At 60.0% G+C, this 12,432-nt stretch carries 15 protein-coding genes; 12 read left to right on the top strand and 3 right to left on the bottom strand.

Going from position 1 to position 12,432, the window contains the following annotated elements; all coding sequences use genetic code 11:
• The first annotated feature begins 50 nt into the window (after positions 1-50).
• The 10 genes from KW849_RS28935 (at position 51) to KW849_RS31555 (ending at position 8,774) form a co-directional block, all read left to right on the top strand.
• Positions 51-1,199 (top strand): muconate cycloisomerase family protein, encoded by a 1,149-nt coding sequence (locus KW849_RS28935; protein WP_218432981.1) that lies wholly within the window; start codon positions 51-53, stop codon positions 1,197-1,199.
• Positions 1,200-1,209: 10 nt separating this feature from the next.
• Positions 1,210-1,500: a muconolactone Delta-isomerase gene (gene catC / locus KW849_RS28930; protein WP_218432980.1), complete on the top strand. Its 291-nt coding sequence runs from the start codon at positions 1,210-1,212 to the stop codon at positions 1,498-1,500.
• A gap of 52 nt (positions 1,501-1,552) precedes the next feature.
• Positions 1,553-2,482: a catechol 1,2-dioxygenase gene (gene catA, locus KW849_RS28925; RefSeq protein ID WP_218432979.1), complete on the top strand. Its 930-nt coding sequence runs from the start codon at positions 1,553-1,555 to the stop codon at positions 2,480-2,482.
• Positions 2,483-2,650: 168 nt separating this feature from the next.
• Positions 2,651-3,610 carry an AraC family transcriptional regulator gene (locus KW849_RS28920; RefSeq protein ID WP_305729739.1) on the top strand — a complete coding sequence of 320 codons (960 nt, stop codon included), beginning with the start codon at positions 2,651-2,653 and terminating at the stop codon, positions 3,608-3,610.
• Positions 3,611-3,909: 299 nt separating this feature from the next.
• Complete coding sequence (gene benA, locus KW849_RS28915; protein WP_218432978.1) at positions 3,910-5,274, top strand: benzoate 1,2-dioxygenase large subunit; 1,365 nt, start codon at positions 3,910-3,912, stop codon at positions 5,272-5,274.
• The gene (benB, locus tag KW849_RS28910) at positions 5,271-5,759 is read left to right on the top strand and encodes a benzoate 1,2-dioxygenase small subunit (RefSeq protein WP_218432977.1); all 489 of its coding nucleotides are present in this window, start codon (positions 5,271-5,273) and stop codon (positions 5,757-5,759) included. Before benA ends, benB begins: the two co-directional genes overlap by 4 nt.
• 10 nt (positions 5,760-5,769) lie before the next feature.
• Positions 5,770-6,783 carry a benzoate 1,2-dioxygenase electron transfer component BenC gene (gene benC / locus KW849_RS28905; RefSeq protein WP_218432975.1) on the top strand — a complete coding sequence of 338 codons (1,014 nt, stop codon included), beginning with the start codon at positions 5,770-5,772 and terminating at the stop codon, positions 6,781-6,783.
• Between the two features lie 155 nt (positions 6,784-6,938).
• Complete coding sequence (locus KW849_RS28900; protein WP_218432974.1) at positions 6,939-7,712, top strand: 1,6-dihydroxycyclohexa-2,4-diene-1-carboxylate dehydrogenase; 774 nt, start codon at positions 6,939-6,941, stop codon at positions 7,710-7,712.
• Between the two features lie 45 nt (positions 7,713-7,757).
• Positions 7,758-8,456 (top strand): alpha/beta hydrolase, encoded by a 699-nt coding sequence (locus KW849_RS28895; protein WP_218432972.1) that lies wholly within the window; start codon positions 7,758-7,760, stop codon positions 8,454-8,456.
• 117 nt (positions 8,457-8,573) lie between these two features.
• Positions 8,574-8,774: a DUF2188 domain-containing protein gene (locus KW849_RS31555; protein WP_223463149.1), complete on the top strand. Its 201-nt coding sequence runs from the start codon at positions 8,574-8,576 to the stop codon at positions 8,772-8,774.
• A 153-nt stretch (positions 8,775-8,927) separates the two neighbouring features.
• Here the strand turns inward: KW849_RS31555 and osmE are convergent, their stop codons facing one another.
• A complete protein-coding gene (gene osmE / locus KW849_RS28890; protein ID WP_218432968.1) occupies positions 8,928-9,278 on the bottom strand; it encodes an osmotically-inducible lipoprotein OsmE in 351 nt (116 codons plus the stop codon).
• A 13-nt stretch (positions 9,279-9,291) separates the two neighbouring features.
• Positions 9,292-9,531 (bottom strand): hypothetical protein, encoded by a 240-nt coding sequence (locus KW849_RS28885; protein ID WP_108218034.1) that lies wholly within the window; start codon positions 9,529-9,531, stop codon positions 9,292-9,294.
• A 268-nt stretch (positions 9,532-9,799) separates the two neighbouring features.
• On the opposite strand from KW849_RS28885, the gene KW849_RS28880 reads away from it, so the two are divergent.
• A complete protein-coding gene (locus KW849_RS28880) occupies positions 9,800-10,135 on the top strand; it encodes a hypothetical protein (RefSeq protein WP_218433043.1) in 336 nt (111 codons plus the stop codon).
• A gap of 94 nt (positions 10,136-10,229) precedes the next feature.
• Here KW849_RS28880 and KW849_RS28875 read toward each other — a convergent pair whose 3' ends face one another.
• Positions 10,230-10,790: an Rrf2 family transcriptional regulator gene (locus KW849_RS28875; RefSeq protein ID WP_218432966.1), complete on the bottom strand. Its 561-nt coding sequence runs from the start codon at positions 10,788-10,790 to the stop codon at positions 10,230-10,232.
• Between the two features lie 314 nt (positions 10,791-11,104).
• Here KW849_RS28875 and KW849_RS28870 point away from each other — a divergent pair, with 314 nt between their 5' ends.
• A complete protein-coding gene (locus KW849_RS28870) occupies positions 11,105-12,307 on the top strand; it encodes an NAD(P)/FAD-dependent oxidoreductase (RefSeq protein WP_218432965.1) in 1,203 nt (400 codons plus the stop codon).
• Positions 12,308-12,432: the final 125 nt, after the last annotated feature.

The raw sequence follows: 12,432 nt of genomic DNA, 5'->3' as shown, positions 1-12,432 counted from the left end.
AGCCGTACGAGAATCGATTCCAGAACTTCAAGAACCTGACGGGTATCGAAATGCTTGCAACAGCCATTGAGTCGATCGAGACGATCATCGTCGATCTGCCGACCATCCGCCCGCACAAGCTGGCGATGCACACCATGCAGAACCAGACCCTGGTGATCATTCGCGTGCGTTGCGCCGACGGCATCGAAGGCATCGGCGAATCCACCACCATCGGTGGCCTGGCCTACGGCAATGAAAGCCCGGACAGCATCAAGACCAACATCGACACGCACTTCGCACCGTTGTTGATCGGCCAGGACAGCAACAATGTCAACGCTGCCATGTTGCGCCTGGAGCGCAGCATTCGCGGCAACACCTTCGCCAAATCCGGTATCGAAACCGCACTGCTCGATGCCCTGGGCAAACGCCTCGGCCTGCCGGTCAGCGAATTGCTCGGCGGTCGTGTTCGCGACGCGCTGCCCGTGGCCTGGACTCTGGCCAGCGGCGACACCGCAAAAGACATCGCCGAAGCGGAAAAAATGCTCGACCTGCGCCGCCACCGCATTTTCAAACTGAAGATCGGTGCCGGCGAGGTCAATCGCGACCTTGCCCATGTCATCGCCATCAAGAAAGCCCTGGGTGACCGCGCCAGTGTGCGGGTCGACGTCAATCAGGCGTGGGACGAAGCCGTGGCAATACGTGCCTGCCGAATCCTCGGTACCAACGGCATCGACCTGATTGAACAACCGATCTCGCGCAATAACCGCGCCGGCATGGCCCGCCTCAACGCCATGAGCCCGGCGCCGATCATGGCCGACGAATCCATCGAATGCGTGGAGGATGCGTTCAATCTGGCCCGCGAAGGCGCGGCCTCGGTGTTCGCCCTGAAAATCGCCAAGAACGGTGGCCCACGCGCTGTATTGCGTACCGCCGCCATCGCCGAAGCAGCCGGCATCGCCCTGTACGGCGGCACCATGCTTGAAGGTGGCCTGGGCACCATGGCCTCGGCCCATGCCTTCGTCACCCTGAACAAACTGGCGTGGGACACCGAGCTGTTCGGCCCGTTGCTGCTGACCGAAGACATTCTCAGCGAACCGCTGGTGTATCGCGATTTTGAACTGCACGTGCCGAATACACCGGGTCTGGGCCTGAGCCTGGATGAAGAGCGCCTGGCGTTCTTCCGCCGCGACAAGACATCGACTGCCATTCATCAAGCCTGAGGAGAGCATTATGCTGTTCCACGTAAAAATGACCGTGAACCTGCCGGTCGACATGAACCCGCAGGCAGCCGCCAAACTCAAGGCTGACGAAAAAGCCCTGGCCCAGCGCCTGCAGGAGCAGGGCAAGTGGCGCCACCTGTGGCGTATCGCCGGGCACTACGCCAACTACAGCGTGTTCGATGTCGACAGCGTTCAGGAACTGCATGACCTGCTGATGCAATTGCCGCTGTTCCCGTACATGGCCATCGAGATCGACGCGATGTGTCGGCATCCTTCTTCCATCCGTGACGATGACCGCTGAGCCCAGCCTGTTCAGCGCGCTACGCTAATAATTACAAGATGAGGAACCCAGAATGAACGTCAAGATTTCCCACACTGCCGAAGTCCAGAAATTTCTCGAAGAAGCCAGCGGCCTGCTCAACGACGCCGGCAATCCACGGACCAAGGCGCTGGTGTACCGCATCCTGCGTGATTCGGTGAACATCATCGAAGACCTGACCGTGACCCCGGAAGAGTTCTGGAAAGCCGTCAACTACCTCAACGTGCTGGGTGCACGCCAGGAAGCCGGGCTGCTGGTGGCCGGTGTCGGTCTGGAGCATTACCTCGACCTGCTGATGGACGCCGAAGACGAACAGGCCGGCAAGTCCGGCGGCACGCCGCGCACCATCGAAGGCCCGCTGTACGTGGCCGGTGCGCCGCTGTCGCAAGGCGAAGCGCGACTCGACGATGGCGTCGATCCGGGCGTGACCCTGTTCATGCAAGGCCGCGTGTTCAACACCGCTGGCGAACCTTTGGCTGGCGCCGTGGTAGACGTCTGGCACGCCAATACCGGCGGCACCTACTCGTACTTCGATACCACGCAGTCGGAATTCAACCTGCGTCGCCGCATCGTGACCGACGCCGATGGCCGCTATCGTTTGCGTAGCATCGTGCCGTCGGGCTACGGCTGCCCACCGGACGGTCCGACCCAGCAACTGCTCGATCAACTGGGCCGTCATGGCCAGCGCCCGGCGCACATTCACTTCTTCATTTCCGCGCCGGATCATCGCCACCTGACCACCCAGATCAACCTTGATGGCGATCAGTACCTGCATGACGATTTCGCTTACGCCACCCGTGACGAGCTGATCGCCAAAATCACCTTCAGCGATGATCAGCAGCGCGCGGCGGCCCATGGTGTGAGCGGTCGCTTTGCCGAAATCGAGTTCGATTTCACCCTGCAGTCGACCGCCCAGCCTGAAGAGCAACAGCGCCACGAGCGGGTTCGCGCACTCGAGGACTGATAGCACAACCCTGTAGGAGCGAGCTTGCTCGCGATGGTCGTTAACGATAACGCGTGTTTGCTGGCAAAACGCGGCGCTCTCAAGTCCATCGCGAGCGAGCTCGCTCCTACAAAGGTTTCGGTTCTAAAATGGCCCGACGCGACCTATAACAACAATGAGAGTGACCCGATGATGCAAGCGCAACTGTTGAGTCAGCGCAGCAGAGTATTCGACCATGCCGACCCTTATGCGGTGTCGGGCTACGTCAATCAGCATGTCGGCAACCACTGCATTCTCATGCCCCGCGCCGGCAGTCCGCTGGCCAGTCTCGACCATCGCAAGTTCGCCAGCCTCGACCTGTGCCGCATCAGCTACGGCGCCAGTGTACGGGTGACGTCGGGCGCACTGGAGAACATCTATCACCTGCAGGTGCTGCTGCGCGGCAATTGCCTGTGGCGTGGCCACGGCCAGGAACATTACTTCGCCCCCGGCGAACTGCTGTTGATCAATCCCGACGATCCGGTGGACCTGACGTACTCCGCCGATTGCGAAAAATTCATCCTCAAAGTCCCGACCCGTTTGTTTGAATCGGTCTGCGATGAGCAGCGCTGGCGCTATCCGGGGCAGGGCGTGCGGTTTCTGGAAAACCGTTATCAGCTCAATGAACTGGAAGGTTTCGTCAACCTGTTGGCGATGATCTGCCAGGAGGCCGAATCCACCGAGCAGATCCCCAGGGTGCAGGAGCATTACACGCAGATCATCGTCAACAAGATGCTCAGCCTGATGAAAACCAACGTCTGTCGCCTCGAACTGGGCTCGCAGACGGCCACGTTCGAGGCGATTGCCGACTATATCGCGAGCAATCTCAAGCGGGACATCGACAGCGAGGAACTGGCGCGCCAGGCGCACATGAGCTTGCGTTCGTTGTACGGACTGTTCGAACGCAATGCCGGCCTTACGCCGAAAAACTACCTGCGCCAGAAACGCCTGGAACGCATCAACGCCTGCCTGAACGACCCGACCTGCAACGTGCGCAACATCACGGAAGTGGCGATGGACTACGGCTTCCTGCACCTGGGGCGTTTCTCCGACAGCTACCGCAAGCAGTTCGGCGAGTTGCCGTCCGATACCCTCAAGCGCCGGCATTGAGTTCACCGCACAACCTGTGGCGAGGGGGCTTGCTGTGGCGAGGGGGCTTGCCCCCGTTGGGCCGCGAAGCGGCCCCCGACTGAATGTCAGTCACCACCGAATTCACAGGACCAACGACAGCTTCGCAGCCGAACGGGGCGGTGCGGCGTTCCGACAAGCCCCCTCGCCACAGGTTTAGCGTTGTCCTCTCGAATTCTCCCTGCACAAAACGGATAAAGGTCTGCACCCCGCGGATATTCCAGCCTGCCCTCCCGTCCTAGCATGGCCCTGCCTGAACAATAACAATGGAGGCGGCGGCCATGTCCCTGCGACCCGAATATTTGCTTTCCCTGCTTGAAGACGATCCCGAGCAGGGCCTCTATCGCTGCAAGCGCGAAATGTTCACCGACCCCCGGTTGTTCGACCTGGAGATGCAGCACATCTTCGAGGGCAACTGGCTCTACCTGGCACACGAAAGCCAGATCCCCGATATCAACGATTTCTACACCACCACCATGGGGCGCCAGTCGGTCTTCATCGCGCGCAACAAGGACGGTGTACTCAACGCCTTCATCAATGCCTGCAGCCACCGTGGCGCGACCCTGTGCCGGCACAAGTCCGGCAACAAGAGCTCCTACACCTGCCCGTTCCACGGCTGGACCTTCAACAACTCCGGCAAGCTGCTCAAGGTCAAGGATCCGGCCAACGCCGGCTACCCGGCGAGCTTCAACTGCGAAGGCTCCCACGACCTGACCCGCGTCGCGCGTTTCGAGTCCTATCGCGGCTTTCTGTTCGGTAGCCTCAAGACCGATGTGCTGCCACTGGTCGAGCACCTGGGCGAGTCGGCGAAGATCATCGACATGATCGTTGACCAGTCGTCTGATGGCCTGGAAGTGCTGCGTGGTTCTTCGAGCTACATCTACGAAGGCAACTGGAAACTCACTGCCGAAAACGGCGCCGACGGCTACCACGTCAGCTCCGTGCACTGGAACTACGCGGCCACCCAGAACCAGCGCAAGCAGCGCGAGGCCGGCGACAGCAATCCGACCATGAGCGCCGGCAGTTGGGCCAAGCAAGGCGGTGGTTTCTATTCCTTCGACAAGGGCCACATGCTGCTCTGGACCCGTTGGGCCAACCCCGAGGACCGTCCGCTGTACGAGCGCCGCGATGAGCTGGCGCAAGACTTCGGCAAGGCCCGCGCCGATTGGATGATCGAGAATTCGCGCAACCTGTGCCTGTATCCCAACGTGTACCTGATGGACCAGTTCAGCTCGCAGATCCGCATCGCCCGGCCGATCTCGGTCAACCGCACGGAAATCACCATCTACTGCATCGCCCCCAAGGGCGAGAGCGACCACGCCCGTTCGAGTCGCATTCGCCAGTACGAGGATTTCTTCAACGTCAGTGGCATGGCCACGCCGGACGACCTGGAGGAATTCCGCTCCTGCCAGACCAGCTATCAGGGCAGCGTCACCACTTGGAACGACATGTCCCGGGGTGCCGAGCACTGGATCGAAGGTGCCGACGAAGCCGCCAAAGAGATCGACCTGCATCCGCTGCTCAGCGGCGTACGCACCGAAGACGAAGGCCTGTTTGTGCTGCAACACAAGTATTGGCAGCAGACCATGCTCAAGGCCCTGGCTGATGAGCAGTCGGAACTGATCGCCGTGGAGGACGTGCAATGACCATCACCTACGACAGCGTGCGCGATTTCCTCTACCGCGAAGCGCGCTACCTCGACGACCGGCAGTGGGACGAATGGCTGGAACTGTACGCCACGGACGCGACGTACTGGATGCCGTCCTGGGACGACAACGATGAATTGACCGAGGATCCGCAGCGGGAAATCTCGCTGATCTGGTACGGCAACCGCACGGGCCTTGAAGACCGCATCTTCCGCATCAAGACCGAGCGCTCCAGTGCCAGCGTGCCGGACACCCGCACGTCCCACAACATCAGCAACATCGAGCTGCTCGAACAGGCCGACGGACTGTGCAAGGTGCGCTTTAACTGGCACACCCTGAGTTTTCGCTACAAAACCGTCGACAGCTATTTCGGCAGCAGTTTCTACACCCTCGACGTGCGCGGTGAAAACCCGTTGATCAAGGCCAAGAAAGTGATCCTGAAGAACGACTACGTTCGTCAGGTCATCGATGTTTACCACCTGTGAGGCGGCCGTCATGACCCATTCCATTGCATTCAACTTTGAAGACGGCGTCACCCGGTTCATCGACGCCAACGTCGGCGAAACCGTGGCCGATGCCGCGTACCGCCAGGGCATCAATATTCCGCTGGACTGCCGCGACGGCGCCTGCGGCACCTGCAAGTGTTTTGCCGAAGCCGGCACTTACGATCTGGGTGAGGAGTACATCGAAGACGCCCTCAGCCCTGCAGAGGCCGAGCAGGGTTTTGTCCTGACCTGCCAGATGCGCGCCCAAAGCGATTGCGTGGTACGGGTGCCGACATCCTCCGAAGTCTGCCGCACCCGTCAGGCCAGCTTTGAGGCCACCATCAGCGCCGTGCGCCAGTTGTCCGACAGCACCATCGCGCTGTCGATCAAGGGCGAGGCCTTGAGCAAACTGGCGTTCCTGCCGGGGCAGTACGTGAACCTGGGGATTCCCGGCAGCGAACAGACCCGCGCCTATTCCTTCAGTTCGTTGCAGCGCGATGGCGAGGTCAGTTTCCTGATCCGTAACGTGCCCGGCGGCTTGATGAGCAGCTTCCTGACCGGCTTGGCCAAGGCCGGTGACGGCATGAGCCTGGCAGGTCCCTTGGGCAGCTTTTACCTGCGGGACATCCGTCGGCCGCTGTTGCTGCTGGCCGGTGGCACCGGGCTGGCGCCGTTCACCGCGATGCTGGAGAAGATCGCCGAGCAGGGCAGCGATCATCCGCTGCATCTGATCTACGGCGTGACCCACGATTTCGACCTGGTGGAAATCGACCGCCTCGAAGCCTTTGCCACGCGCATCCCCAACTTCACCTTCAGCGCCTGCGTCGCCAGCCCCGAGAGCCGGCACCCGCTCAAGGGCTACGTGACCCAGCACATCGAGCCCAGGCATTTGAACGATGGCGACGTCGACGTCTACCTGTGCGGCCCGCCGCCGATGGTCGAGGCCGTCAGCCAGTTCATTCGCGAGCAAGGCATCGCGCCTGCGAACTTCTACTTTGAGAAATTCGCCGCTAGCGCGGCCTGAGCCGCCCCTGAATACCACGAACGACACAAACCCAATGTAGGAGCGAGCCTGCTCGCGATGAGGCCGGAACATTCAGCATCCAGGTCGCCTGTGAGTCAGTAATCGCGAGCAGGCTCGCTCCTACAGGACAGTAGGCACTTCTTCATGAGGTACACATGAACAGATTTGAAGAAAAAGTCGCACTGATCACCGGCGCTGCCCAAGGCATCGGGCGGCGGGTGGCTGAGCGCATGGCCGCCGAAGGGGCGAAGCTGATCCTGGTGGACCGCTCCGACCTGGTGTTCGAAGTCCAGCAACAACTGGCCTCGACCACCCAGGTGCTGGCCCTGACCGCCGATCTTGAACAATACGAGGAATGCTGTCGGGTGATGCAAACCGCCGTCGAGCGCTTCGATCGCCTCGACGTGCTGGTCAACAATGTCGGCGGGACGATCTGGGCCAAGCCGTTCGAGCACTATGAAGCGTCGCAGATCGAGGCCGAGGTTCGCCGTTCGCTGTTCCCGACCTTGTGGTGTTGCCATGCGGCGCTGCCGTTCATGCTGGAGCAGGGCAGCGGGGCGATCGTCAACGTATCCTCCATCGCCACCCGTAGCCTCAACCGCGTGCCCTACGGTGCGGCAAAGGGTGGGGTGAATGCCTTGACCGCTTGTCTGGCATTCGAAACCGCCGGTCGCGGCGTGCGGGTCAACGCCACTGCACCTGGCGGCACCGAAGCACCGCCGCGACGCATACCCCGCAACGGTGCCGAGCAGAGTGAGCAGGAAAAGCTCTGGTACCAGCAGATCGTCGACCAGACCCTCGACAGCAGTTTGATGAAACGCTACGGCACCCTGGATGAGCAGGCGGGGGCTATTCTGTTTCTGGCCAGCGACGAAGCGTCCTATATCACCGGCATGGTCATGCCCGTGGGCGGCGGCGATCAGGGCTGAGGCGAGCGACAGACAACCCCATCCGTAAACAACGGAGTCATGGTGATGAGTGACAAACCCACGATCGTGCTGGTCCATGGTTTTTGGGGCGGCGCTGCCCACTGGAACAAGGTCATCGTCAAATTGCTCAGCCGGGGTGACACGAACATTCGTGCCGTCGAGTTACCGCTGACGTCCTTGGCCGATGATGCCGAGCGTACGCGCAAGATGGTCGCCCAGGTACCGGGGCCGGTGCTGCTGGTGGGGCATTCCTATGGCGGTGCGGTGATCACTGAAGCGGGTGATTTGCCGAATGTGGTTGGCCTGGTGTATATCGCCGCGTTCGCGCCGGACGCCGGTGAAAGCCCCGGTGGCATCACGCAACGGCATCTGCCAGCGGCGGCGGCCAACCTGGCGCCCGATAGCGACGGTTACCTGTGGGTCAAGCCAGAGCTCTATCACGAAAGCTTCTGTCAGGACCTGCCGGCGACCGAAGGGTTGGTCATGGGCCTCACCCAGAAAGCGCCGCTGGCGAGTACCTTCGGTGACACTATTGGCACGGTGGCCTGGAAGACAAAACCATCGTGGTATCAGATTTCGACCGGGGACCGGATGATCGCTCCACAAAACCAGCAATGGATGGCCGAGCGGCTGAACGCCCGGGAGATTCTGACCTTGACTGCCAGCCATGCGTCCCTGGCGTCGATGCCCGCTGAAGTGGCGGCATTGATCGACAGGGCCGCGACGGCGTTGGCCAAGGATTAGGATCCAGGTGCAACCGGATTCGGGAATCTTCATGGCGATATCTGGTCGGTATTTTGGAGAAGGGCGGGTGTAAGGTAAGCAAGTCAACCTGATATCACTGCCCAGGAGGAGGTGACTATGAGCGTTCCGATGCTGAACAAGATGCACATGAACGGCTATGACGTACTCAGAGTGAGCAATGGGCCCTGGCGGGTATGTACCCAGGGTGACCGACTGGGTTCATTTGACAGTCGGGAAGAAGCACTGGCATTTGCCGCGTCGCTGCCCGGCTACAGGGCTCGTGCCGGCAGGCCTGCGCGCAGCCATCAAGCTAAGTGAATCCAGCCCGAAGCCCCGGTGCTCCGGTAATCTCTTGTAGGAGCGAGCTTGCTCGCGATGGTCGCTAACGATGACGCGTGTTTCCTGGCTAAACTCGGCGCGCTGGAGTCCATCGCGAGCAAGCTCGCTCCTACAAAAAAGTCCTTAAGGGCGCTAATAGCCACCGCCTCCGCTGGGGCGGGAGGGTTCTCGGGCCTTTTGCTGCATGTGGCTCCATTCCGCGCACGTCATAAAGCTTTTGTGGTCGACCATGCCCCGGCCGTCAAAGCTGACATTGTAAGCTTGTTGATGGCCGGACTGAGTCAGTTTGTAGTCAAAGCACGTACCGGGTTCGACGGTACGATCAGTGACCGCCAAGGGCTGGCCGCCGATTTGCCGGACTTGCTCCTGGCTCATGCCGGTGTCGACTTTCGCAACCAGCGGCTGGTCCTGGTAGATCGAGTTGGTGCTGCAGCCTGCCAACGCGGTCAGTGCGACAACCAGCGTGAATAGAGGCCTGTTCATGGCAGCGCTCCCGCTATTGAGCCTTGTTGCGGCTAATGACCTTGGCTTTCACTTCCTCGGCATAGCCGGACAGTTTTTCTTCATCACCCTGAAATAAAGAACACAGTCTTTGCACGGCTTGCGCGTCGGCTTCGCTCCCGAGCAGGCGCAATTGCTCCTCGATGCGCAACAGCTCCACTGCTGACCAGCGCAAATCTGACGCAAGCCCTTGCAGATCACGCCGAAGTTCCTGTTCCGATTCGTTAAGCCACATGATGACCTCCTGAACTCTGCACACCGAAATTTTAGACCTGTTTACCGCGACGGATGTTGTATTCGTCTGAATCCGCGGGGTTTCCTTTGGTCGGGAATTAAAAGTGAACGAGAAAATACGCTGTCCTGCCCAAGAAAGTTGGATGGTTTATCCGAACCCAAGGAACTAAACGAGGGAAGCGATATCAATGAACGTCGCTGATTCGTTTGGGGTGGATGTAAGGACGACGGCAAGCTACATTTTCTTATTTAGAATTAAAGGAAGCAGCATGCGGATGTTGATGGGGGGAGTCGCGCTGGCATTGCTGGCCGGGTGTTCGTTGCCGGCATCGCTGGTTCCGGGCGAGCCGAATGTCAGCAAGCACAGCGCGAAGACGCCAAAAGAGTATGCGGCGTGCGTTTTGCCTGCCTGGCAAAAGGAAGTAGCGAATACCACCCAGGTTTCGATATCCAATGGAATCCGCATCACCGCGCCCAGCGTGATCACGGCCGACGAAGTGCTGGATATCGTGAAGTACAAGGACGGCAGCCGGATTTCGCTGTATCAGGGGCCACCTTGGGCCAAATCCGGCGACCTGCGCAAAATCGTGCACGACTGCTTGTAAGCGCGGATGAGTGAGAATCGGTCGCCGACCGTATTTTCACCCGAATCGAGAAAAAACCGGATGCCTGGCGTGCATCCGGTTTTTTTTGTGTGGATCAGTCTGCAAGGTTGGTGGTCGGGATGATGTGCTCGTCCGCCTGGGCGGCAGTTTTGCGTTCCCGACGCTCGTTCATCCAGCTTTCTACTTTGACGCCGAATTCTGGCGGGGCCTTGCGCCCGAGTTTCCTGGCGATGTCGAGGATGGTCTGTTGGGCCAGGGCCTCTTCCATGCGTTTTTGCGCCACCATCATCGCGCCATTGATCGCGCACAGTCCTTCCAATGCCCATTCAGGCGGGGCGCCGTCAAACACGGCGCAACGGCCACGGATCTCCCGACAATCGAAGATCGACTTGCGGCCGTCAATGGCGTTGACGATATCCAGCAGGGTGATTTCGTCAGCGGGCCGGGCCAGCTTGAAGCCGCCGCGCATGCCTTCGGTGGCGGCCACCAGTTTGGCCTTGGCCAGTTTGGTGAAGATTTTCGCCAGATAGTCCTGGGGGACACCTTGCAGATCGGCAAGGTCGCGCACGCTCGCTTCGCGCGAGTCGCCGCCATTACCCACCAGAAAAAGCAGGCAGTGGATGCCGTATTCGACACCCGCGCTGTAGAGAGACATGCAAATCTCCGACTGAATTAGTCGCAAATTTTAGCAACCGAAAGCAAGTCAGGCAACGAATCCCTCCTCGTTCAACCTTTTTTCATGACAGCTAATGCATCTTCTGATGCGCTGAATACATGGGGGGTTCAGCTCAGGGGTCGGGTTTTTCGATGGCGACCTTCGGTAAAAACCTGTTGCAGGTTTTAACTAGGATCAATACAGTCGTAGTTGTTCGGTCGCAGTGGCAGGCGCTTATCCGGGTACAACCCGACGGCGATCCTTGAGCCCCTCAACGATTTTCAACACTTGGTCATTCCCCCCAGGAGTCAAAAATGAAGCAGCACATTCTGGTAATCGGTGCAGGTTTCGGTGGCATGTGGACCGCTCTGAGTGCTACCCGTCTGTTCGACATTCACGGCCACAACGACGTTGAGGTGACTGTGCTGGCGCCTCAGGCCGAGCTGCGTGTGCGTCCGCGCTTCTACGAGCCGAACGCCCACCAACTGGCCGCGCCGATCGGCGACCTGTTCGATGCCGTAGGGGTCAAGTTCATCAAGGGCGCGGCGCAGACCATCGACGTCGGGCAAAAACAGGTCGGCTACATCGATGCCTCAGGTGCCCGACAAGTCTTAAGCTACGACAAACTCGTTCTGGCCACCGGCAGCCGCCTGGCTTCGCCGAACACGCCGGGCGTGGCCGAACATGCCTTCGACGTCGATCAGATCGAACAGGCCGTGCGTCTGGAAAACCACCTCAAGGCGCTGGCCAATCAGCCCGAAAGCAAGGCGCGCAACACCGTGGTGGTGGCCGGTGGCGGTTTCACCGGGATCGAAACGGCGACTGAAATGCCGACCCGCCTGCGGGCCATCTTCGGCGACCGTGCCGACATCAATGTGATCATCGTTGACCGTGGCGATAAAGTTGGCGGCTCGATGGGTGAGCAAATCGCCGAATCGATCGTCGAGGCCAGCGTGGCGACCGGCGTGAAATGGCACTTGAAGGCCTCGGTGGTGTCGGTCGATGCCAATGGCGTGACCCTGTCCGACGGTGCTCGCATCGACGCAAACACCGTGGTCTGGACCACCGGCGTTCGCGCCAGCTCCCTGACCGAGCAGATTCCGGCCGAGCGCGATCACTTGGGCCGTCTGCATGTCGACGCACACCTGAAAGTCATCGGCCAGGACGACATCTTCGCCACCGGCGACGTTGCCTATGCGGCCAGTGACGAGATCGGCAACTACGCCTTGATGACCTGTCAGCACGCTATTTCGCTGGGCCGTCATGCCGGCAACAACGTCGCCGCGCAGATTCTCGGTGTCGACCCGACGCCTTACAGCCAGCCGAAGTACGTGACCTGCCTCGATCTGGGCGCCTGGGGCGCGGTGTACACCGAGGGTTGGGATCGTCAGGTCAAGTTGGTCAAGGAGGAGGCCAAGGCGCTGAAGACTCAGATCAATACCCTGTGGATCTACCCGCCAGCGGCTGATCGTGTTGCTGCATTGGCTTCGGCGGATCCGATGATTCCCGTAGCCTGATGTTTGAACTTCGCGTCTGAATAAAAAAATCCCGCTCGGGTTCGCCTGAGCGGGATTTTTTTACGCCTTGATTGCCTGTGTGAAATTTACCGTGTATTTTTTCATGAAATTAAAAATACAAAATT

Origin of the sequence: Pseudomonas sp. PDM26 (assembly GCF_019219185.1) — a bacterium.
Taxonomy (GTDB): Bacteria; Pseudomonadota; Gammaproteobacteria; order Pseudomonadales; family Pseudomonadaceae; genus Aquipseudomonas.
The sequence above is the reverse complement of the archived record's forward strand: the minus strand, read 5'-3'. Positions and strand labels throughout refer to the sequence as shown.

Excerpts from the sequence above, each read along its gene's own strand:
- KW849_RS28900 (WP_218432974.1), top strand. The coding sequence starts at position 6,939 with ATGAACAGATTTGAAGAAAAAGTCGCACTGATCACCGGCGCTGCCCAA.
- KW849_RS28885 (WP_108218034.1), bottom strand. The coding sequence starts at position 9,531 with ATGTGGCTTAACGAATCGGAACAGGAACTTCGGCGTGATCTGCAAGGG.
- KW849_RS28895 (WP_218432972.1), top strand. The coding sequence starts at position 7,758 with ATGAGTGACAAACCCACGATCGTGCTGGTCCATGGTTTTTGGGGCGGC.
- KW849_RS31555 (WP_223463149.1), top strand. The coding sequence starts at position 8,574 with ATGAGCGTTCCGATGCTGAACAAGATGCACATGAACGGCTATGACGTA.
- KW849_RS28935 (WP_218432981.1), top strand. The coding sequence starts at position 51 with ATGCTTGCAACAGCCATTGAGTCGATCGAGACGATCATCGTCGATCTG.
- KW849_RS28920 (WP_305729739.1), top strand. The coding sequence starts at position 2,651 with ATGATGCAAGCGCAACTGTTGAGTCAGCGCAGCAGAGTATTCGACCAT.
- KW849_RS28875 (WP_218432966.1), bottom strand. The coding sequence starts at position 10,790 with ATGTCTCTCTACAGCGCGGGTGTCGAATACGGCATCCACTGCCTGCTT.
- catC (WP_218432980.1), top strand. The coding sequence starts at position 1,210 with ATGCTGTTCCACGTAAAAATGACCGTGAACCTGCCGGTCGACATGAAC.
- benC (WP_218432975.1), top strand. The coding sequence starts at position 5,770 with ATGACCCATTCCATTGCATTCAACTTTGAAGACGGCGTCACCCGGTTC.
- KW849_RS28870 (WP_218432965.1), top strand. The coding sequence starts at position 11,105 with ATGAAGCAGCACATTCTGGTAATCGGTGCAGGTTTCGGTGGCATGTGG.
- KW849_RS28880 (WP_218433043.1), top strand. The coding sequence starts at position 9,800 with ATGCGGATGTTGATGGGGGGAGTCGCGCTGGCATTGCTGGCCGGGTGT.
- benA (WP_218432978.1), top strand. The coding sequence starts at position 3,910 with ATGTCCCTGCGACCCGAATATTTGCTTTCCCTGCTTGAAGACGATCCC.
- catA (WP_218432979.1), top strand. The coding sequence starts at position 1,553 with ATGAACGTCAAGATTTCCCACACTGCCGAAGTCCAGAAATTTCTCGAA.
- benB (WP_218432977.1), top strand. The coding sequence starts at position 5,271 with ATGACCATCACCTACGACAGCGTGCGCGATTTCCTCTACCGCGAAGCG.
- osmE (WP_218432968.1), bottom strand. The coding sequence starts at position 9,278 with ATGAACAGGCCTCTATTCACGCTGGTTGTCGCACTGACCGCGTTGGCA.